The 19,996-nt window shown below is 67.6% G+C and carries 16 protein-coding genes and 1 other RNA gene; 4 read left to right on the top strand and 13 right to left on the bottom strand.

The window, feature by feature from the left end; all coding sequences use genetic code 11:
• The 3 genes from dnaX to ubiD all read right to left on the bottom strand — a co-directional run.
• The coding region (gene dnaX, locus KBW98_RS14575; protein WP_211520877.1) for a DNA polymerase III subunit gamma/tau at positions 1–1,132 on the bottom strand (1,132 nt) is incomplete at its 3' end.
• Positions 1,133–1,280: 148 nt separating this feature from the next.
• Positions 1,281–1,379, bottom strand: an RNA gene (gene ffs, locus KBW98_RS14580) — signal recognition particle sRNA small type.
• Between the two features lie 208 nt (positions 1,380–1,587).
• Positions 1,588–3,072 carry a 4-hydroxy-3-polyprenylbenzoate decarboxylase gene (gene ubiD / locus KBW98_RS14585; RefSeq protein ID WP_211520878.1) on the bottom strand — a complete coding sequence of 495 codons (1,485 nt, stop codon included), beginning with the start codon at positions 3,070–3,072 and terminating at the stop codon, positions 1,588–1,590.
• Between the two features lie 568 nt (positions 3,073–3,640).
• Between ubiD and KBW98_RS14590 the strand changes: the two genes are divergently transcribed.
• Both KBW98_RS14590 and KBW98_RS14595 read left to right on the top strand, forming a co-directional pair.
• Entirely contained in the window at positions 3,641–4,450 is an 810-nt protein-coding gene (locus KBW98_RS14590) for a transglycosylase SLT domain-containing protein (RefSeq protein ID WP_373888950.1), read from the top strand.
• A 136-nt stretch (positions 4,451–4,586) separates the two neighbouring features.
• Positions 4,587–6,341, top strand: coding sequence for a hypothetical protein (locus KBW98_RS14595; protein ID WP_211520879.1), 1,755 nt, complete (start codon positions 4,587–4,589; stop codon positions 6,339–6,341).
• A 60-nt stretch (positions 6,342–6,401) separates the two neighbouring features.
• Here the strand turns inward: KBW98_RS14595 and nusB are convergent, their stop codons facing one another.
• Genes nusB through ribBA form a run of 3 tightly spaced genes read right to left on the bottom strand, consistent with a single transcriptional unit; the run spans position 6,402 to position 8,534 of the window.
• Entirely contained in the window at positions 6,402–6,872 is a 471-nt protein-coding gene (gene nusB, locus KBW98_RS14600) for a transcription antitermination factor NusB (protein ID WP_211520880.1), read from the bottom strand.
• Positions 6,873–6,891: 19 nt separating this feature from the next.
• Positions 6,892–7,371, bottom strand: a complete 480-nt coding sequence (gene ribH / locus KBW98_RS14605; protein WP_211520881.1) for a 6,7-dimethyl-8-ribityllumazine synthase — start codon at positions 7,369–7,371, stop codon at positions 6,892–6,894.
• 53 nt (positions 7,372–7,424) lie between these two features.
• Complete coding sequence (gene ribBA / locus KBW98_RS14610) at positions 7,425–8,534, bottom strand: bifunctional 3,4-dihydroxy-2-butanone-4-phosphate synthase/GTP cyclohydrolase II (RefSeq protein WP_211520882.1); 1,110 nt, start codon at positions 8,532–8,534, stop codon at positions 7,425–7,427.
• A 346-nt stretch (positions 8,535–8,880) separates the two neighbouring features.
• Here ribBA and KBW98_RS14615 point away from each other — a divergent pair, with 346 nt between their 5' ends.
• On the top strand, positions 8,881–11,553 hold the full coding sequence (locus KBW98_RS14615; protein WP_211520883.1) for an EAL domain-containing protein: 2,673 nt from the start codon (positions 8,881–8,883) through the stop codon (positions 11,551–11,553).
• A gap of 82 nt (positions 11,554–11,635) precedes the next feature.
• Complete coding sequence (locus KBW98_RS14620) at positions 11,636–14,500, top strand: pitrilysin family protein (protein ID WP_211520884.1); 2,865 nt, start codon at positions 11,636–11,638, stop codon at positions 14,498–14,500.
• Between the two features lie 235 nt (positions 14,501–14,735).
• Here KBW98_RS14620 and KBW98_RS14625 read toward each other — a convergent pair whose 3' ends face one another.
• Genes KBW98_RS14625 through pilV form a run of 7 tightly spaced genes read right to left on the bottom strand, consistent with a single transcriptional unit; the run spans position 14,736 to position 19,850 of the window.
• Positions 14,736–15,362 carry a riboflavin synthase gene (locus tag KBW98_RS14625; protein WP_211520911.1) on the bottom strand — a complete coding sequence of 209 codons (627 nt, stop codon included), beginning with the start codon at positions 15,360–15,362 and terminating at the stop codon, positions 14,736–14,738.
• 25 nt (positions 15,363–15,387) lie between these two features.
• Positions 15,388–16,497 carry a bifunctional diaminohydroxyphosphoribosylaminopyrimidine deaminase/5-amino-6-(5-phosphoribosylamino)uracil reductase RibD gene (ribD, locus tag KBW98_RS14630; RefSeq protein WP_211520912.1) on the bottom strand — a complete coding sequence of 370 codons (1,110 nt, stop codon included), beginning with the start codon at positions 16,495–16,497 and terminating at the stop codon, positions 15,388–15,390.
• A gap of 40 nt (positions 16,498–16,537) precedes the next feature.
• Entirely contained in the window at positions 16,538–17,281 is a 744-nt protein-coding gene (locus tag KBW98_RS14635; protein ID WP_229429207.1) for a GspH/FimT family pseudopilin, read from the bottom strand.
• Positions 17,278–17,736: a type IV pilin protein gene (locus KBW98_RS14640; protein ID WP_267876139.1), complete on the bottom strand. Its 459-nt coding sequence runs from the start codon at positions 17,734–17,736 to the stop codon at positions 17,278–17,280. The genes KBW98_RS14635 and KBW98_RS14640 overlap by 4 nt, the downstream gene beginning before the upstream one ends.
• Before the next feature lie 5 nt (positions 17,737–17,741).
• A complete protein-coding gene (locus KBW98_RS14645) occupies positions 17,742–18,377 on the bottom strand; it encodes a hypothetical protein (RefSeq protein ID WP_229429209.1) in 636 nt (211 codons plus the stop codon).
• A 19-nt stretch (positions 18,378–18,396) separates the two neighbouring features.
• Positions 18,397–19,323 (bottom strand): PilW family protein, encoded by a 927-nt coding sequence (locus tag KBW98_RS14650; protein ID WP_211520886.1) that lies wholly within the window; start codon positions 19,321–19,323, stop codon positions 18,397–18,399.
• Complete coding sequence (gene pilV, locus KBW98_RS14655; RefSeq protein WP_211520887.1) at positions 19,320–19,850, bottom strand: type IV pilus modification protein PilV; 531 nt, start codon at positions 19,848–19,850, stop codon at positions 19,320–19,322. Before pilV ends, KBW98_RS14650 begins: the two co-directional genes overlap by 4 nt.
• Positions 19,851–19,996: the final 146 nt, after the last annotated feature.

Below are 19,996 nucleotides of genomic sequence, written 5' to 3' on the forward strand. Positions count from 1 at the left end.
GCGTGGCGACTGCCGGGGCTTCCGCCCCGCCCTGTCCGGGACGAAAGGCAAGCATGCGCAGCAGGGTCATCGTGAAGCCGGCGTACTCGTCCGGCGCCAGGCCGATCTCGTTACGGCCGTGGACGGCGATCTGGTAATACAGCTGCACTTCCTGGGCGTCGAATTCGCCGGCCAGGCGCAGGATGTCGGCCAGTTCCGGCAAGTCTTGCGGCACGGCCGAGGGCACGCTCTGGGCCAGGGCGATCCGGTGCAGCAGGGTGCCGAGGTCCTGCAGCGCGCCGTTGTACGACAGGCTGCGGCTGGCCATCTCGTCGGCCACCGCCATCAGGTCGGCGCCGTCCTGGGCCGCCAGCGCGTCCAGCAGACGCACCAGGTAGGACTGGTCGAGCGCGCCCAGCATGCCCTGCACCGCGTCCAGGGTCACCTGGCCGGCGGCATAGGCGATCGCCTGGTCGGTCAGCGACAGGGCGTCGCGCATCGAGCCGTGGGCGCCCTGCGCCAGCAGGCGCAGGGCCGGCTGTTCGAAACTCACGCCTTCCTGGCCCAGGATGTTCTCCAGGTGGCCGACGATGTGCCCCGGGGGCATCTGCTTGAGGTTGAACTGCAGGCAGCGCGACAGCACCGTCACCGGGATCTTCTGCGGGTCGGTGGTCGCGAGGATGAACTTGACGTGCGGCGGCGGTTCCTCGAGCGTCTTGAGCATCGCGTTGAACGCGTGGTTGGTCAGCATGTGCACCTCGTCGATCATGTAGACCTTGAAGCGCGCATTGCTCGGCGCGTAGACCGCCTGCTCGAGCAGCTGGGCCATCTCGTCGACGCCGCGGTTGGACGCCGCGTCCATCTCTATATAGTCGACGAAGCGGCCGGCATCGATCGCGCGGCAGGCTTCGCATTGCCCGCAGGGTTCCGCCGTGATGCCGCCCTGCCCGTCCGGGCCGGTGCAGTTCAGCGACTTGGCCAGGATGCGCGACAGCGTGGTCTTGCCGACCCCGCGGGTGCCGGTGAACAGGTAGGCGTGGTGCAGGCGGCCGGTCCTCAACGCATGGCTCAGCGCACGAACGACGTGCTCCTGGCCAACCAGCGTTTCGAAGTTCTTGGGACGGTATTTGCGGGCGAGGACTTGATAGGACATGCCGGGATTTTACCGCAGTTGGGCGTTGCCGCGAACAATCTCAGGTCATGCCGTCCAGCATCAGGGCGCGACCGACGAAGGGCGGACACGACAAGACGCCACTGCCGGATGGATCGCTGGAGGAGAAGGTAAAACAGGAGGGAAGATAAGAGGCGAGCCTGATCTGCGGCACTTGCGGTGAACGGCTTTGGCTGCTTCGTTCCCGACCTGACCAGGTAAACCATGCCACAATGCGCAGGGGCCCGCCAGCGGTCATTATACCGCACCGGCTCGGGTTTGGGAAACGGTGGGAAAACCGTCTGCTTGTGCCTTACCGTTGGCATATGAGCCGTCGTCCCGGCGAAGGCCGGGATCCAAATTTGCATGCGCCACCGCTGCGCGACGAACTTGGGCCCCGGCCTTCGCCGGGGTGACGGTCTCGAGGCTGACTAAATACGACCAGCCGCAGGCTGCTATCAGATACCCAGCTGCTGCCAGATCTCATCCACCTTCCGCTTGACCCCCTCGTCCATGACGATCGGCGTGCCCCACTCCCGATTGGTCTCCCCCGGCCACTTGTTGGTCGCATCGATCCCCATCTTGCTCCCCAGGCCGCTGATCGGCGAAGCGAAATCGAGATAGTCGATCGGGGTGTTGTCGACCAGGACGGTGTCGCGCGTTGGATCGACCCGGGTGGTGATCGCCCAGATCACTTCCTTCCAATCGCGCACATCGACGTCCTCGTCCACCACCACGATGAACTTGGTATACATGAACTGGCGCAGGAAACTCCACACCCCGAACATCACGCGCTTGGCGTGGCCCGCGTACTGCTTCTTCATCTGCACCACGGCCATGCGGTAACTGCAGCCTTCCGGCGGCAGGTAGAAGTCGGTGATCTCGCTGAACTGCTTCTGCAGCAGCGGGATGAAGACCTCGTTCAGGGCCACGCCCAGCACCGCCGGTTCGTCGGGCGGCTTGCCGGTGTAGGTGGAGTGATAGATCGGATCGCGGCGCATGGTGATGCGGTCGATCGTGAACACCGGGAAGCTGTCCTGCTCATTATAGTAGCCGGTGTGGTCGCCATACGGCCCTTCGAGCGCATGCCCGAAGCCGGACGGGTGGCTGGCATCCGGATAGATATGACCTTCCAGCACGATCTCGGCGGACGCGGGCACGCGCAGCTCGCTGCCGATGGCTTTCACGAGCGTCGTGCGGCTGCCGCGCAGCAGGCCGGCGAACTGGTATTCGGACAGACTGTCCGGCACCGGCGTCACGGCGCCCAGGATGGTGGCCGGGTCGGCGCCCAGGGCCACCGCAATCGGGTAAGGCTGGCCCGGATTGGCCAGCGCGTGCTCGCGGAAGTCGAGCGCGCCGCCGCGGTGGGCTAGCCAGCGCATGATGACCTTGTTCGGTCCCAGCACCTGCTGGCGGTAGATGCCCAGGTTCTGGCGCTTCTTGTTCGGGCCCTTGGTAATCACCAGGCCCCAGGTGATCAGGGGGGCGATGTCACCCGGCCAGCAGTGCTGGATCGGCAGCTTGCCGAGGTCGACGTCCTGCCCTTCCCAGACGATTTCCTGGCAGGGGGCGCCGCGCACTTCCTTGGGCGCCATGTCCCAGACCGCCTTGACGAGAGAGCCCAGGCCCATGATGTCCCTGAAACCCTTGGGCGGCTCCGGCTCCTTCAGGCGCGCCAGCACGTGGCCGATGCGGCGCAGCTCGCCCACGTCCTCCGCGCCCATGCCCAGGGCCACCCGGCGCGGGGTGCCGAACAGGTTGCCGAGGACGGGGATGGTGTGGCCGGTGGGCTGGGTGAACAGGAGCGCCGGGCCGCCGGCGCGCAGGGTGCGGTCGCACACTTCGGTCATTTCGAGGTGGGGCGACACCGGGATTCCGACACGCTTGAGTTCGCCCATGCTGTCCAGCTGGGCCATGAAATCCCGTAAGTCTGTATATTTCATCAAGTTTTTGATCGTTTTTTCAACTGCATTTGGGATGTGAAGGGTCTGGCTCAAGTCCTTGAATTGCTGAGCATTTTCCAGATTGACCCGAGGAAATCAGAACTAAAAGTAATAAAGGCGGAGCGTGCTAGGGTTGACTTGATATAAGCTCGCCCCTACAATCCACCCTACTTGATGAGGCAGGCACGTCTTTTTGACATTATTTTAGCTGTTCTCATGCATTCACGGGGTCGGGGCCCCACATGACATTTTAAGGAGTGTTTTCATTGGGCGTCTGCCCAGCCCCCCGAAACAGTTGTTGAGCCACTGGTCCCTGCCGCCCTGGCCATACCAGCTTAAGCAAAGCAATGACGGCGTCAGTCCACCGCAAGGCGGCGACAGACGATATTTCTGATGCACGGCAACGTACGTCCAAACGAAGCGCCTTTGCGCTCCGGCGGGATCGTTTTTGCCGCGACAAAAGGGAGATTCGATGATGCATCGTTTCATCGCGAGCGCACGGCTCGTCCAATCCATGGCCAGCCAGCCAATCACGTGGGCTTCCGTGAGCAAAGCGGCACGTGGTCTCTTGACCACCGCACAATACACACTGACCATTTGCGGTCTCACGGCAATTGCCGCGCTCGCACTGCTGTACACCAACGAGAACGTCGCCAAGCGCGTCTCGCAACTGCTGCATCCGCAGCCGGCCATCGTGGCTGCCACCCCGGCCGCCCCGACCGCCATCACCGTCGCCGAGGCCGTGGCCGAGGAAACGACCCACGAGGCGCACCCTACCGTGGGCAGCTCCAAGCAGCAGCAATGGGTCACCGACTGGCTGTCGAAGCGCTACCGCGTCGCCAGCGACGCGGCCAACATGCTGGTCTCGACCGCCTACATGACGGCGCACGAGGTCAAGCTGGATCCGCTCCTGATCCTGGCCGTCATGGCGATCGAGTCGGGCCTGAATCCGTTCGCGGAAAGCCCGGTGGGCGCCAAGGGTTTGATGCAGGTCATGGCCAAGGTACACCATGACAAGTTTGCGGAAGTGGGCGGCCAGCAGGCCGCGCTGAATCCGGTCGCCAACATCCGTGTCGGCGCCCTGATCCTGAAGGACTACGTGAAGCGCACCGGTTCGGTCGAAGGCGGCCTCAAGACCTACGTGGGCGCGGCCGACATGGAAAGCGACTCGGGCTACGGCTCCAAGGTGCTGGCGGAATACCGCCGCCTGAAGCAGGTGGCCAAGGGCCACAAGGTGCCGACCTTCACCCCGCCGGCGCCGCCCGCGGCGATCGTGGTCAGCAAGCCGGCCGAGGCGGACGTCAAGCCGGCGGCGGCACCGGCCGCCACGCCGGCCCCGGCGGAAGCGCCGGCGGCGGAAGTGATCGCCGGGCTGTAAGCGGTACTGGACTCAGTATGGACCACCGCCGAGGCGGTGGTTTTTTTTGCGCTGTTCGCGGTTCGATGCGCCACGCGCCGCACGCTCTGCAAAAATCGGCTAGGCTCCAGGCTCTTCCGACCAACTCCGCCGATCGATGCTTATCCTGCTCGACCCCGACCTGCTGCCCCCGGAGCGGCGCCAGGTCCTTCTCGCTTTCCTGCGCAAGCCTTTTACCGATGACAGTTGTGCGCTGATCGAGGCGGAACTTCCCGCACTCGGCCCCGCTTACCGCGCCATGGCGGCTCAACGGCCGCTGGGAAAGTCGCTCGGCACGACCCAGGCAGCGCAAGCGGACGCGGTTCTCCGCCCGGTTGCGGAACTCAATGGACGCACGCTTCCCCTGCCATCCGGGGTGCTCTTGCAGGCCCAGGTAATTTTGCTGGAGGAAGTGGTGCGCGACGAGCTGGAATGGCTGCAACGCAGCGGTGCAGCTTCAAGGCTGGGTCCCTGCACTCCCGCGGAGGCAAGGCTAGCCGTCCAGGCAGCCTCGTTGCACGAAGCGGCATTTCTCACGCTGGCGCGCCTGTTCGAGCTGCGCCCCCAGGGCCGCCTGATCGCGTTTGCCCTCACTCCCCTGGGCAAGGAGTGCGTGCGCAATCGCGTGGCGACGACGACGATGCAGCACCATACCGAAGCCGCGATGCGCGCCGTCATGCTCGACACCATTGACCAGTTGCGCCGGCAAGCGTCGCGGCGCATCGACAGCATCGCCGCCCGGCTGACTCCTACCCTGGTCGACAGCTATGCTTCCTGGCTGCTCGACGCCGGCTTTTCCCTTAGTTCGTCGATGCAAGGCGACCCCAAGGTCAAGCCGCTGATCGTCAAGGCGCGCAAGCTGTGCCGCTGGCTTGTTGTTCTCGACATCGTGCGGCTGGCCGGCGAGCACGACATGGCATGCGATGCGGCCTTGCTCCAGCAACTGGGTCTCGATATCACCCTGATGGAAGAGATACTGGCCATCCAGGCCTCCGAGCTATCGTCCGATCAGGGCGTCTATCGCACGGCCAGGGGCGGCCTGACGCTCGGCGGCGCCTCGCTGACGCACGCGCTCAACTGCTGCAAGCATGCAGTCTTGAGCGGGGACGATGCCCAAAAGCTGGGCAAGCCTTTCGAATCGCATGTCCGGAGTTACGTGGAACAGGCCGTGCCGCCAAACGACTACCTCGTCCGCCGCTGGGTCCAGTCCGGATCGAACGGCAAGGGCCGGAATTACGATTGCGACCTCATCCTGTTCGAGCCGAAGCGCCGCAAACTCTTTTTCGTGCAGACCAAATGGAAACGCGACGGCCGAACCGCCACCCTGGAAGACGAACTCAAGAACTGGAGAGCGAAGACAGGACCGCTGACCTACGGCGTCGGCCAATTGACCGGCCTGCGGGAGCGCTTGTCGGAGCCCGGCGTGCTCGGCCAGGTCAGGGATGCACTGGGCTCCATCGAGATGTCCGATCGCGAGATCCAGGAAAACGCCCATTTCATCGTCCTGCATACGCTGCCCTATTTCAGTGCCTATACGATCGACGGCGTCACGATCTACGAGTGGAACCTGTTCAGGAATCTCCTGCTGCGCGGAGCGACCCAGCGTGCGGCGATCGGCCGGGGCGGGAATGCGCTGGGACGGATGTCGACGGTGGCGAGCAGCGAGCTTCTTCCGCTCGAGGACCCCGAGCAGGTGATCGCGCACTTTTTCCGCGCAGCCGGCGACCCTGCGCAACTGCTGCCCCAGGCCATGGACCACCGGCTGGGGGCACGCTACGGCTTCGACATCGTGCTGCCTGGTGCAACGCCTTGGCAGCGTGCTTTGCGCAAGCTCAGGCCGGCCAGGGTACGCATCGTCCGGCCCTATATCTGAGCGCAAAAAAGAAAAGGCCACCAGGCTTGCGCGAGGTGGCCAGTCAGGGACGCCGCCGGATCAGCGCTTCCCGTCCGCCCCCACTTCGTCCGGACGCAGACCCGAGGCCAGCTTGTCCAGCACGCCGTTGACGTACTTGTGGCCGTCGATGCCGCCGAAGGACTTGGTCAGTTCCACCGCTTCGTTGATCACAACGCGGTAGGGAATCTCCGGATGGTTCTTCAGCTCGTAGGCGCCCAGCAGCAGCACCGCGTGCTCGATCGGCGACAGCTCGGTCAGCTGGCGGTCGATCAGCGGGGCGATGGTCTCGCGCAGCTCGACCGAGGTACTGATCGTACCGTTCAGCAGTTCGGCGAAGAACTCGCCGTCCGCCTTGTCGAAGCCGTGGGCGCCGCGGATGTTGGTGGCGACGGTGCGCGCCGGCTCATTGTTCAGCAGCCACTGGTACAGTCCCTGCAGCGCGAACTCGCGCGCGCGGTGGCGCGGCGTGCGGTTCTTGCTGGGGTTGGCGTGCATGCTCTTGTCAGTCATTTCTCTCAACCTTCTCTGTTTACTCTTCTTCGGCCGACAGCTCTTCCAGGCCGATCAGCAGGTTCGACATCTCGACCGCCACGCGCGCCGCGTCGGCGCCCTTCTCGGCCATGCGGACTTCCGCCTGCTCGTCGTTCTCGGTGGTCAGGATCGCGTTCGCGATCGGCATGCCGTAGTCCAGGCCGATGCGGGTGATGCCCGCGCCCGATTCGTTCGCCACCAGCTCGAAGTGGTAGGTCTCGCCGCGGATCACCGCGCCCAGCGCGATCAGCGCGTCGAACTGCTGGGTCTCGGCCATCTTCTGCAGCGCCAGCGGCACTTCCAGCGCGCCCGGCACGGTCACGTGCAGGATGTCCTCGTCGGCCACGCCCAGGCGCTTCAGCTCGGCCAGGCAGGACGACAGCAGGCCGTGGCCGATGTCGGCGTTGAAGCGGGCCTGCACGATCCCGATGCGCAGGCCGTCGCCCGCCAGATTGCTTTCAAAAGTTCCTACCGTCATGGCTGACCTCTTCTTGTCTGTGTATATATATTAGGGATATGGTAACGCAAGCCTCAGGCGGCAGGGCACGGCAGGTAGCCGGTGACTTCCAGGTCGAAGCCCGTCATCGACGGCATCTTGCGCGGATTGGCCAGCAGCTGCATCTTGCCCACGCCGAGGGCGCGCAGGATCTGGGCGCCGATGCCGTAGGTGCGCAGGTCCATCGAGGCCGCGCGCGCGTTGGCGCGGCCCTTGGCTTCCGGCGGCGCGAACTGGGCGAACAGCTGCTCGGCGGTCTCGCCGCAGTTCAGCAGCACGATCACGCCGCGCTCGCTGGCCTGGATGGTGCGCATGGCCGAGGCCATGTCCCACGAGTGGGTGGACGAACGGTTTTCCAGCAGGTCCAGCAGCGACACCGGCTGGTGCACGCGCACCAGGGCTTCCTTTTCGGGCGACTGCTCGCCGTGCACCAGGGCCAGGTGGGCCGCGCCGCTCGGGCTGTCGCGGAAGGCGACCAGGGTGAACTCGCCGTGCTCGGTCGAGAGCTTGCGCTCGGCGACGCGCTCGACCAGGCACTCGTTCTGGCTGCGGTAGTGGATCAGGTCGGCGATGGTGCCGATCTTCAGCTTGTGCTCGTGCGCGAATTCGATCAGGTCCGGCAGGCGCGCCATGGTGCCGTCTTCCTTGATGATCTCGCAGATCACCGAGGCCGGGGTCAGGCCCGCCATCGCGGTCAGGTCGCAGCCGGCTTCGGTATGGCCGGCGCGCATCAGGACGCCGCCCTTCTGGGCGCGCAGCGGGAAGATGTGGCCCGGCTGCACCAGGTCGTCCGGGGTCGTGCCCTTGTTGACGGCCACCTGGATGGTGCGCGCGCGGTCGGCCGCAGAGATGCCGGTCGTGACGCCTTCGGCCGCTTCGATCGACACGGTGAAATTGGTCCCGAACGAAGTGCCGTTCTTCGAGGTCATCATCGGCAGCGCCAGCTCGTCGCAGCGTTCCTCGGTCAGGGTCAGGCACACCAGGCCCCTGGCGTGGCGGATCATGAAGTTGATCGCTTCGGGGGTCACGAAATCGGCGGCGAGCACCAGGTCGCCTTCGTTTTCGCGGTCCTCTTCGTCGACCAGAATGACCATGCGGCCGGCGCGAAGTTCGGCAACGATTTCCTCGGTGCTGGAGATAGACATGCGGATTCCTTGAATCGGGACGGTTATGCGTAATCCGCTATTTTAAAGGATTTACAGGCTTTTAACTGGCTTTCCCTTCGGGAAGCCCAGCCGGCTGACGGCGTCGACGTAAGCAAAACGGCATCGTCGTTGCATATTGGTAACAATAAGAACTTTGCCCATGGCAAATTGTTAAGCTTTACATTTCCGCGCGCAACATCCTAGCGTGCCTATGCTCGACTCGATTATGATAAAGACATCGCAGCCGCCCGTGCATGAGCACGCGGCCGCTTCCTGACGGAGTTGCCATGCAGGTAGTTCCACCTTGCAGAGAAGATTCGGCCGTCTTCACCGGAAGGCGGTGCTGATGGCCACCATCCTGATCGTCGACGATCGGCCGAGCAACCGCGCCTTCCTCGGCGCCCTGCTCGGCTACACCGGCCACCGGCTGCTGGAAGCGGAAGACGGCGCCCAGGCCCTGGCGCTGACGCGCACCGAACGTCCCGACCTGATCATCACCGACATCCTGATGCCGACCATGGACGGCTACGAGTTCGTCCAGCAGGTGCGCGCCGATCCCGGCCTGGCGGCGACCCGGGTGATCTTCTTTTCCGCGGTGTACGCCGAACACGAAACGGTGGCGATGGCCGCGCGCTGCGGCGTGTCCACGGTGCTGAGCAAGCCGGCCGACGCCCACCAGATCCTGGAAGCGGTGAATGCCGAACTGGGCGTGCTGGAGGGCGCGCCGGCCCCGCCCCTGCCGGACGACGGCGCGCGCGACCGCGACCTGCCCTTCGACCTGTGCGCACGCCTGTCCGAACTCGAACGCATGTGCCTGACCCTGGTCGGCGAGCGCCGCGTCGAGGCCCTGGCGGCGGCCTTCCTGGACGCCGCGCGCCGCGTGCTGGACGCCGACGTGGTCGCGCTCTGCCTGCTGGAGAGCACCGAGCGCAGCGTGCGCCACCTGGAGACCTATGGCGTCGACGGCGCGCTGCTGCGCGATTCGGCCCTGGACGATACCCGCCTGCCGGGCGCCCTGCTGCGCGCGCGCGCCCCGCTGCGCCTGTCGGAGGGCGATCCCCTGCTTGCCAGCCTGCCCCCCAGCCATCCGCCGCTGGGACACCTGCTCGGCCTGCAGGTCCACGACCTGCAGCATCCGCATGGCTGGCTGTATTGCGGCCGCTGCTCCGCCGCCGAGGCATTCTCGGACGAGGAAGAACGCTGGGCCACCGCGCTGGCCGCCCAGCTCGCGGTCGCCTACGAAAACCTGAATCTCTACGACGTGGTCCAGCGCCATGCCGCCCAGCTGCAGCTGGAAGCGATCGCGCGCGCCGAGGCCGACGCCGCCCTGCGCGAGAGCAAGCACCGGCTCGAACTGGCGCGCCAGGTGTTCGACAGCACCCAGGAAGCGATCATGATGACGGACGCGAACGCCAACATCGTGGCCGTGAACCCCGCCTTCGAGCAGATCACGGGTTTCACCGAGGCCGAGGTGATGGGACAGAATCCGCGCGTCCTGCGTTCCGGCCGCCACGACGACGATTTCTACAGGGCGATGTGGTCCTGCCTGGAAAAGGATGGGCAATGGCGCGGCGAACTGTGGAACCGCCGCAAGAACGGCGAGATCTATCCCGAACGCGCCAGCATCAGCGCGGTGCGCAACGACAAGGGCAAGCTGACCGCCTATGTCTCGGTCTCGACCGACATGTCGGCGCTCAAGGCCGCCCACCACCAGCTGGACTTCCTGTCCAACCACGACGCCCTGACCCTGCTGCCCAACCGCTCGCTGTTCAACGACCGCCTGCAGCAGGCGCTGGCGGCGGCGCGCCAGGGCGGGGGCCAGGTGGCGCTGCTGCTGTTCAACGTCGACCGCCTCTCGCGCATCAACGACAGCCTGGGACACGCGGCCGGCGACGCCGTGCTGCGCGAGGTGGCGCGCCGCGCCAGCGAGGTGGCCGGGCCGACCGACACCGTGGCGCGGCTGTCGGGCGACGAATTCGTGATGGTGGTGAACGGCTGCGAGGACACCGACGCCATCATCTACTGCGCACGGCGCCTGATCGACGCGATCGCCCAGCCGCACACGGTGGGCGGACACGACGTGGTGGTCACCGGCAGCATCGGCATCAGCATCTATCCGCGCGACGGCAGCGCGCCGGGCGACCTGCTCAAGGCCGCCGACGCCGCCCTGGGCAGCATGAAGCAGTCCGGCCGCAACGGCTTCCGCTTCTTCAAGGGCGAGATGAACGCCGAGGCCCTGCGCTGGCTGGCGCTCGAGACGCGCTTGCGGCGCGCCATCGAGCGCGACGAACTGGCCCTGCACTACCAGCCGCAGATCTCGCGCGTCGATGGCCGCGTGGTCGGCATGGAAGCACTGCTGCGCTGGAGGAGCGACGAGATCGGCCAGGTCTCGCCGGCCGACTTCATCCCGCTGGCCGAGGACACCGGCCTGATCCTGCCAATCGGCGAATGGGTGATCCGACAGGCCTGCTTCCAGAGCAAGGCCTGGCAGAACGCCGGCCTGGCGCCGGTGCGGGTCGCGGTCAACGTCTCGGCCAGCCAGTTCAAGGCCGGCACCGTGGCCACGGTGGTGCGCGCCGCGCTCGAGGACAGCGGCCTGGCGGCGCGCTGGCTCGAGGTGGAGCTGACCGAAAGCGTGATGCTGGGCGAGTCCTCCGCCGCCGAAGCCCAGATGACGGAGCTGCGCGCGATGGGCGTGTCGCTCTCGCTGGACGACTTCGGCACCGGCTACTCCTCGCTCGGCTACCTGTCGCGCTTCCCGCTCGACAAGCTCAAGATCGACCAGGCCTTTGTCCGCAACATCACCACCGAACAGCGCAGCGCCGCCATCGCCCAGGCCACGATCGCCCTGGCCCAGGGCCTGTCGCTGGCGGTGGTGGCCGAAGGCGTGGAAACCATCGGCCAGCGCGACTTCCTCGGCGCCATCGGCTGCGACGTGTTCCAGGGCTACCTCTATAGCCGCCCGGTGGCCGCCTTCGAGATGGCCAAGCTGCTGGCCCTGGGCCGGGTCGCCAGGTGATGCGCCCCTCGCACTTGCGCGCGGCGGCCTGGGCGCCGCGCCGGGTTAGAATGCACTCGACCATATCACCGGGAATGACCCAATGAGCAACAATTTCGTGCGCGGCCTGTGCCTGGCCGCAGTGCTGTTCGCGCACACCCTGGCCGCGGCCGCGCCCTCGGCGCCCCCGGCCCTGCGGCTGGACGCGGCCATTCCCGTCGGGCCACAGGTCAAGGTCGGCAAGCTGGCCAATGGCCTGACCTGGTACGTCCAGCGCAATGCCCGTCCAGAACGCAAGCTCGAACTGCGCCTGGTGGTGAAGGCCGGCTCGATCCTGGAAGACGAGGACCAGCGCGGGCTGGCCCACTTCGTCGAGCACATGGCCTTCAACGGCAGCACCCACTTCCGCAAGCACGAGCTGGTGTCCTACCTGCAGTCGATCGGAGTCGGCTTCGGCGCCGACCTGAACGCGTATACCTCCTTCGACGAGACGGTCTACGTGCTGCCGATTCCCACCGACCAGCCGCAGAACGTCGCCAAGGCCTTCCAGGTGCTGGAGGACTGGGCCCACGGCGTGCGCTTCGACCCGGAGGCCATCGAGAAGGAGCGCGGCATCGTGCTGGAAGAACTCCGGCTCGGCAAGGGCGCCTCGGACCGCATGGGCAAGCAGATCTACCCGAAGATCTTCAACGGCTCGAAGTATGCCGAGCGCCTGCCGATCGGCCGCGAGGAGGTGCTGCGCAACTTCAAGCCCGAAGCCCTCAAGCGCTTCTATCGCGACTGGTACCGCCCCGACCTGATGGCGGTGGTGGTGGTCGGCGACATCGACCCGGCGCGCGCGGAAAACCTGATCAAGACGCATTTCTCGCGCCTGAAGAACCCGGCCCAGCCCCGTCCGCGCGACTACGCCGCGATTCCCGCGCGTCCCGACACCGAGGCGCTGGTGGTGCTCGACCATGAAGCGAGCGGCAATTCGGTCCTGATCCGCTACCCGCTGCAGCCGGTGCGCGAAGCCGGCACCATCGGCGCCTACCGCGAAGAACTGGTGCAGCTGCTGTTCGGCGCCATGCTCAACGGCCGCCTGCAGGCCTTGGCCCAGCAGCCGGAACCACCCTACCTGGCCGCCAACAGCGCGCTGGGCAAGCTCACGCCGCGCTACCACTCCTATAACGCCAGCGCCGCACTCGGACCGCGCGGCGCCGCGCCGGCGCTGGCTGCCCTGGTGCAGGAGAACGAACGCGCGCGCCAACACGGCTTCGGCGCCCAGGAACTGGAGCGGGCCAAGAAGAACCTGATGCGCAACTACGAGCAGGCCTGGAACGAGCGCGCCAAGAGCGATTCCGCCACCTACGCCGCCGAATACATCCGCAACTTCCTGCAGCACGAGGCGATTCCCGGCATCGACACCGAGTACCGCTACGTGCGCGAGCTGGTGCCCGGCATCTCGCTCGACGAGATGAACGCCTACGCGCGCCGCACCATCCCGGCCGATTCGGGCAAGCTGGTGCTGTACACGGGCGTGGACAAGCCGGGCGCCCCCACCGGCGCCCAGCTGCTGGCGGCGGTCAGCGAGGCGGCGCGGGAGCAGGTCCAGCCCTACGACGACAAGGCGGTGGCGGCGCGCCTGATGGACAAGCCGCCCAGCCCGGGCGCCATCGTGGCGGAACGCCAGGACAAGGCGCTCGGGCTGACCCACTTGACGCTGTCGAACGGCGTCAAGGTGATCCTCAAGCCGACCGACTTCCTCAACGACCAGGTGATGCTGAGCGCCGCCCGCTTCGGCGGCCAGAGCCTGTTCGGCGACCAGGACATCCTGAATGCGCGCTTCGCCAACGCCATCGTGGCCAGCATGGGCGTGAAGGACTTCACGCCGCTGGACATGCGCAAGATCCTGGCCGGCAAGGCGGCCGGCGTGACGGTCGGCCTGGGCAGCTACACCGACCTGGTGGCGGGCGCCTCGGGCGCCTCGGATGTGGAAACCATGCTGCAGCTGCTGTGGCTGAAGTTCTCCAGCGTGCGGCGCGACGAGGACCTGTTCCGCGCCTACGTCGGCAAGCAGGCCGAACTGGCGCGCAACCAGAGCGGCCAGCCGGGCAAGCGCTTCGGCGACGCGGTGGTGTCGGCGCTGTACAACGGCCACCCGCGCGCGCCGCGTTCGCTGGAGGCGGACGACTACGCCAAGATCGACCTGGACCGCAGCATCGACATCTTCCGCCAGCGCTTCTCCAGCGCCAAGGACCTGACCTTCATCGTAGTCGGCAGTTTCGACGCCGCCGCGATCCGCCCGCTGCTGGCGACCTACCTCGGCAGCCTGCCGACGCCCGACATTCCGGTGGCCTACCGCGACGTGGGACTGCGGCCGGCGAAAGGCGTGATCAAGCGCGAGGTGCGCAGCGGGCTTGAGCAGAAGAGCACGATTTCGCTGAATTTCACCGGCGCGGCCGAGTTCTCGGAAACCGAGCAGCTGCGCCTGGCGGCGGTGATCGAAGTGATCAACCTGCGCCTGATCGAGGTGCTGCGCGAGCAGATGGCCCTGATCTACGGCGGCGGCGCCAGCGGCGCCTTGAGCAAGATCCCCTATGGGAACTACTCGATCGGCATCAGCCTGCCGACCGGCCCGGAACACGTGGACAAGGTGCTGGCGGCGACCTTTGCCGAAATCCGGCGCCTGCAGGAACAGGGGCCGGGCGCGGCCGACCTGGACAAGGTCAAGAGCAACTGGATCCAGAACCACCGCCGCTCGCTGCGCGAGAACGGTTACTGGGTGGCGAACCTGCAGGCGGCGCTGACCGAAGGCACCGACCCGGCCTCGATCCTGGACGTGGAGCGCCAGGTGCAGGCGCTCAGCGCCCAGGACGTGCAGGCGGCGGCGCGGCGCTACTTCGATACGGAGAATTACGTGCAGGTGGTGCTCAATCCGGAGCGGCCGGCGGCGGCGCACGTGGCGGCGTCGGCGGCGGGGGAATGAAGCGCGGGACGTACGCGTGACCGTCCTTGCGTGAATTGTCGCTGGCTGTACGCGTGAACGGCGGAGCCGTCCACCCTACGGGCCGCGAGCCGCTAGTAGGGTTGGCGGCTCTGCCGCCAACGCGTCCAAACCACGGGTGACCGGACGCGCACGGATTGTCCCGACGCCGCTTGAACGCGTCGGCGGCGAAGCCGCCAACCCTACGTTCACTCGGCGACAACGAGGAATCCCGCCATCAGCCCTTGGCCGACAGCATGCGCTCCACGTAGCGCGCGATCAGGTCGATCTCCAGGTTGACCTTCGACCCCGCGCGCAGGTGCTTGAGCGTGGTGACCTCGATCGTGTGCGGAATCAGGTTGATCGAGAAGCGGCACACCTTCCCTGCCCCGGCATCGAGATCTTCCACACGATTGACGGTCAGCGACACGCCATTCACCACCACCGAGCCTTTGTACGCCAGGAACTTGGCCAGCTCGTGCGGCGCGTCGATGACCAGCTCGCGCGATTCGCCCACCGGCTCGAAGCTGTGCACGGTGCCGAGGCCGTCCACATGGCCGGACACCAGGTGGCCGCCCAGGCGCTCGGCCAGGGTCAGCGCCTTTTCCAGGTTGACCTCGCCCGGCGCGTCCAGGCCCACGGTCTTGCTCAGGCTTTCGCGCGAGACGTCGACGGTGAAGCTGCTGGCGGTCTTTTCGACCACGGTCATGCAGGCGCCGTTGATGGCGATCGAGTCGCCCAGGGCGACGTCGGCCAGCGGCAGCGGACCGGCGTCGATCGCCAGGCGCACGCCCGCGTCCAGGCCGCCCGCCAGCGGCGCGACCGAAGTGATGTTGCCGACTGCGGCGACGATTCCAGTAAACATACGGCCTTCTTCCTTCAGGTTGGTTTCATGATTCATTCATCTGGCCGGCGAACCTGGCCAGAATGCGCAGGTCGTCGCCGACCCGCGCCACATCGTGGAAGCGCAAGCCGCGCTTGTCGCCCAGGCGCGCCAGCGGCGGCAGGTCGAACATGCCCTGCCCCGGGCCGATCAGGCTCGGCGCCAGGTAGACCAGCAGCTCGTCGACGCAGCCTTCGCGCACCAGCGAAGCATTCAGCTTGGCGCCCGCCTCGACGTGCACTTCGTTGATCTCGCGCCGTCCCAGTTCGCGCCTCAGGGCCGGCAGGTCGACCTTGCCCGATGCGTTCGGCAGCTGGATCACCTCGTGGCCGGCGGCGCGCAGCGCGGCTTCTTTTTCCGGATGCGGCGCCGCGGCCACGATCCAGCACGGTTCGCCTTGCAAGATGCGGGCGTCGAGCGCGATCTCAAGCCGGCTGTCGACGATCACGCGGCGCGGCGGCAACGGCGTCTCGACGCCGCGCACCGTCAGCTGTGGATCGTCCGCCTTGACGGTGCCGATGCCGGTCAGGATCGCCTGGGCCCGGGCGCGCCAGGCGTGGCCATCGGCGCGCGCCTCAGGACCGGTAATCCACTGGCTTTCGCCGCCCGCCAGCGCCGTGGCCCCGTCCAGGCTGGCGGCCGTCTTCAGGCGCACCCAGGGCAGGCCGCGGCGCATGCGCGAGAAGAATCCGATGTTGAGTTCGTTCGCCTCGTTCGCCAGGACGCCGGAACTGACGGCAATGCCGGCCGCCTCGAGCTGGGCGAGGCCGCGCCCGGCCACCAGCGGGTTCGGGTCGACCATGGCCGCGACCACCCGGCCCAGGCCGGCCTCGACCAGGGCGTTCGAGCACGGCGGCGTGCGGCCGTAGTGGCTGCAGGGTTCCAGGGTCACGTAGGCGGTGGCGCCGCGCACGTCGACGCCGCGCGAGGCGGCGTCGCGCAGGGCCACGATCTCGGCATGCGGGCCGCCCACGCGCTGGGTATGCCCGGCCGCGACCACGGCGCCGTCGCGCACGATCACGCAGCCGATGCGCGGGTTGGGCGCGGTGATGTACATGCCCTTGGCGGCCCAGTCGAGGGCGAGCGCCATGCCTTCGGCGTCGCTGCGTATCTGCATGCTGTCTTTCGCGGTGTCCTTGCTCACGTCGATCTTTCCTTCAGGGCGGCGCCGGCGCGCCTTCGCAGCCGCGCTCGCGCGCCGGATTGCAGCTCCGCGCACGGCCCAGCATGTTGATTTTAATACGCCGGACACCATCGCCGTGAAACAGCGACAGCGTACCCAGCCGTGATGCAGCGCTGTTGGTGTCGCTGCAGCTGCGTCCGGCGCCATTGTAGGCGATGTACTGCGGCGGCGCCGGGCTGGTGAAGGCGTAGTCGGCCTGCATGCCGTGCGGCAGCGCCGGGTGGACGGCCAGCAGCTCGTCGTCCGGACCGGGCGCACGGTCGCCGTCGCGGTCGACGAAGACGGTCCAGCCGCGCGTCCAGTCTTCGCCGGCGGCGTCGTTGGGAACCAGCTTGACCGTCTCGTTGCGGGCGATGGCCTGGGCGCGCGCGAAGGCGATGGCGCCCGACAGGTCGCCGGCGGCCGAGCGCAGTTGCTGGGCCTGCAACAGGCTGTGCAGGTTGGGGGCGGCCATGCCGGCGGCGATGGCGGCGATGCCGAGGACGACAGTGAGTTCGGAAAGGGAAAAGCCGCGGTGGCGGCGGCGGGATCCCGGGGCGCGTGCCGTAGGGTGGACGGCTCGTCCGTCCACGCGGTGATGGTTGGCAGCAAGATCATTCGGCGCGATATCGGAGCCGCCATCTATCACCGCGTGGACGGCGGAGCCGTCCACCCTGCGGGTAGTGTTGGCCATCAATTCGGCATGCGCGGCATCGGTGCGGTCACGGAAGTAGCTCATGGCCAGCACCTGTCCGACGTACCATTCGACGCCTGGGCGCCGGTGCTGTCATAGGTCAGCGCGCCGCATTCGGGGTCGGCGAAGCTGCTGTCGACGTTTTCCGTCCCGGGCCGTGCGCGCAGCTGGATGCATTCCTGGATGGTGCGGCCGGGACAGGCGACACCGTCGAGCTCATATGCGCTGGCAGCCGCGTCACGGCCGAGCCACCACTTGAACAGGCGCGCGTCCGCGGTATCGGCGTCCGACGAGAAGGCCAGGTAGCTGTGGTGCTGGGCGCGGTACTGTTCCTGGCGCTGCATCAGATCCACCAGCGCCAGCTGGGCTTCGATGCGCCTGGCCTTGGCCATCTGGCGCGCATACGAGGGATAAGCCACCGCCCCAAGCAGGGCGACGATCGCCAGCACCAGCATCAATTCGATCAAGGTAAAACCTCTCGTGCGTCTCGTCATCGTCATCTCCCCTATTCGCTTGCGGCCATCTCGGCCCAGTTGCCGATCTCGCGCCAGCCGACCCGGCGGCCGCGCGTTCCCGCCGTGGCGGGCTTGCGGTAATAGGCTTGCACGGCGGCCCGGGTCGCGGGCATGGCGCCGGTGCCGAGCGCGGTGACGCGGTACAGGTGGTCCGCGCCGGCCGGCGGCATGCGTTCGACCAGGTAGCGTGGCGCCTCGAACGGCAGCCCGCCCTCGCCTTCCGGCATGCTCCGTCCCGTGAATGTGCCGAAGCGCACGGCCGGTCCCTCGTCGTCGGCCAGCCGCTGCGCGTGTTCCCCGGCATCGTCCTCGGCATCGCACAGGCCGTCATAGGGCCTGCCTCCGGTGCAGTCTTGCGCAAAGGCGGACGCCAGGCCGGACGCGAAGGCGGCCGCGCGCGCCGATGCCGGATCGTCCCCGCCTTCGATGTCGCGCTCGGCGTCGGCCAGCGCAGCCTCGGCCATCTGCAAGGCCAGCAGGCGGTCGCGCTCGTGGGCGGCGGCGCGCGCGCCGTACAAGGCGGTGCGGGCGCCGGCCAGGCCCGTCATCAGCACGGCCAGCATCAGCACCATCGCGGTCAGCAGGGCGGCGCCGCGCTCGTGCGTGCGTGGAGTAAAGGACAGCATGCTCGCGCCCATCGCGTCCTCACTCCGGCGCCACCGGCAGCGCCACCGTGGCGCTGTAGACCTTGCGCATGCGCGGCGCCTGCCTGCCCGCCAAGCTCCGTTCGCTCAGCAGCGTGCCGGCATCGCCGCCCGCCTGCGTCTGCGCGTGGCCGGGCCCGAACAGCGCGTAGCTGGCGCCCGTTCCGCCATCGATCCGGGGACCGTGCAGGAGCAGCGCCAGCTTCACCGCCGCCACGCGCTTCCAGTGCGTGCGCCGGTTCAGGTCCTGGGCGCGCTGCGCCGGGGTCGCGCCGTTCAGGACGAGTCCGGCGTCGAGCGCCGCGAGCGTGGCGGCATTCACGTAGCGCTCGGGCGTTCCGTCGCCGTCGCCATCGAGCCCGTACAGCACCTGGAAGCCGTCGACCTTCCCGGCCACGGCGTCCGACGACCAGCTGGTCTTGCCGCGGTACTTGCAGCGCAGCTCCGCCTCGCCCTGCGCGTTGCGCGCCACGTAGAAGATGCTCCAGCCCTCTTCGGCGGCGTGGACCGGGAAGCCGGCGCAGTCGACGGTGCCGCCGTCGCCGTCCGGCGGCTTGCCGGTGCCGGGAAAGCGCAGCGCCAGCACGTCGCTGCCGTTCACCGCGTCAGTCATGGGCTTAGCGATGCCCGCGCCGTTACGCGACAGCGAGCGCGCATCCAGGCCGGCAACCCGCGCCGGCAGCGCGGGATCGGGCGCCGTCGACGCCGCCCAGTCGACATGCGCCGCCTGCCGCACGGCGCGCGCCACCGCGTCCAGCGCGTAGCGCCCGGCCTCGTCCATGTCGGCCGTTTCCACCTGCATCGCGTGGGCGCGCGTGGCGCCGACCAGCAGCTTGCCGGCGGCAAGCAATACCGCCAGGCCGAGCGTCATCGCCACCATCAGTTCGACCACGGTCAGTCCGCGCTGCCGGCCGCACCGGCCGCTCATTGCGGCACCACCGCCACCAGGCCGGGCGCGTCGTCCAGGCCGATCCAGCCGAGCTTGATGAGGACCGGCGCGCCCGCTTCCTCGTCGCAGGCCCAGCGGTAGCGGCCCGTGCTCGCGTCCCAGGGCGCGCCGTCGCGGCAGACGGCGATCCGGCCGCCGGGGAAGGATGCGTACACGGCCTGCTTGGTTTCATGCAGGTCGAAGGCGGCCAGGCGCAGCGGATCGCAGTGGCCTGCTCCGTAGCAGGATGCCGGCGCGGCGCCGGGCGCGCCGTCGAGCATGGCGTCGTAGTCGAGCGCAAGATAGGGATTGGACGCATCCGGCAGCGTGGCGACAGCCGCATTGGCGCGCATGCGCGCGGCCAGCGACGCGGCCAGCTGCGCCGCCTCGGACATCAGGGCCGACTGCTGGCGCGTGCGCTGGGCCGCCAGCTGGGCCGCGCCGGCGCCGAGCACGCCGACGGCCAGCACGAACAGCGCCACCAGCACTTCGATGAGCGTGAAACCGCTTTCTGGATACCCCCGCATGCCGCCCTCTTCCCTGACGATACGCCATCACGCGGCGCGTGATACGGCGAGGTGTAAAGGTAGCAGCCGTGAACGGGCCGGCCATGAGCTGGCCTAAGCCCTGGCGGCGGATTTTGGGGAACTAAACGGCGAGGAAGTGAAGCGGC

Origin of the sequence: Massilia sp. ST3 (genome assembly GCF_018119405.1) — a bacterium.
GTDB lineage: Bacteria > Pseudomonadota > Gammaproteobacteria > Burkholderiales > Burkholderiaceae_D > Telluria.

Bases quoted from the DNA above. Each gene is read 5' to 3' on its own strand.
- ubiD (WP_211520878.1), bottom strand. From the start codon at position 3,072: ATGAAATATACAGACTTACGGGATTTCATGGCCCAGCTGGACAGCATG.
- KBW98_RS14595 (WP_211520879.1), top strand. From the start codon at position 4,587: ATGCTTATCCTGCTCGACCCCGACCTGCTGCCCCCGGAGCGGCGCCAG.
- nusB (WP_211520880.1), bottom strand. From the start codon at position 6,872: ATGACTGACAAGAGCATGCACGCCAACCCCAGCAAGAACCGCACGCCG.
- ribH (WP_211520881.1), bottom strand. From the start codon at position 7,371: ATGACGGTAGGAACTTTTGAAAGCAATCTGGCGGGCGACGGCCTGCGC.
- ribBA (WP_211520882.1), bottom strand. From the start codon at position 8,534: ATGTCTATCTCCAGCACCGAGGAAATCGTTGCCGAACTTCGCGCCGGC.
- KBW98_RS14615 (WP_211520883.1), top strand. From the start codon at position 8,881: ATGGCCACCATCCTGATCGTCGACGATCGGCCGAGCAACCGCGCCTTC.
- KBW98_RS14620 (WP_211520884.1), top strand. From the start codon at position 11,636: ATGAGCAACAATTTCGTGCGCGGCCTGTGCCTGGCCGCAGTGCTGTTC.
- KBW98_RS14625 (WP_211520911.1), bottom strand. From the start codon at position 15,362: ATGTTTACTGGAATCGTCGCCGCAGTCGGCAACATCACTTCGGTCGCG.
- ribD (WP_211520912.1), bottom strand. From the start codon at position 16,497: ATGCAGATACGCAGCGACGCCGAAGGCATGGCGCTCGCCCTCGACTGG.
- KBW98_RS14635 (WP_229429207.1), bottom strand. From the start codon at position 17,281: ATGAGCTACTTCCGTGACCGCACCGATGCCGCGCATGCCGAATTGATG.
- KBW98_RS14640 (WP_267876139.1), bottom strand. From the start codon at position 17,736: ATGACGATGACGAGACGCACGAGAGGTTTTACCTTGATCGAATTGATG.
- KBW98_RS14645 (WP_229429209.1), bottom strand. From the start codon at position 18,377: ATGCTGTCCTTTACTCCACGCACGCACGAGCGCGGCGCCGCCCTGCTG.
- KBW98_RS14650 (WP_211520886.1), bottom strand. From the start codon at position 19,323: ATGAGCGGCCGGTGCGGCCGGCAGCGCGGACTGACCGTGGTCGAACTG.
- pilV (WP_211520887.1), bottom strand. From the start codon at position 19,850: ATGCGGGGGTATCCAGAAAGCGGTTTCACGCTCATCGAAGTGCTGGTG.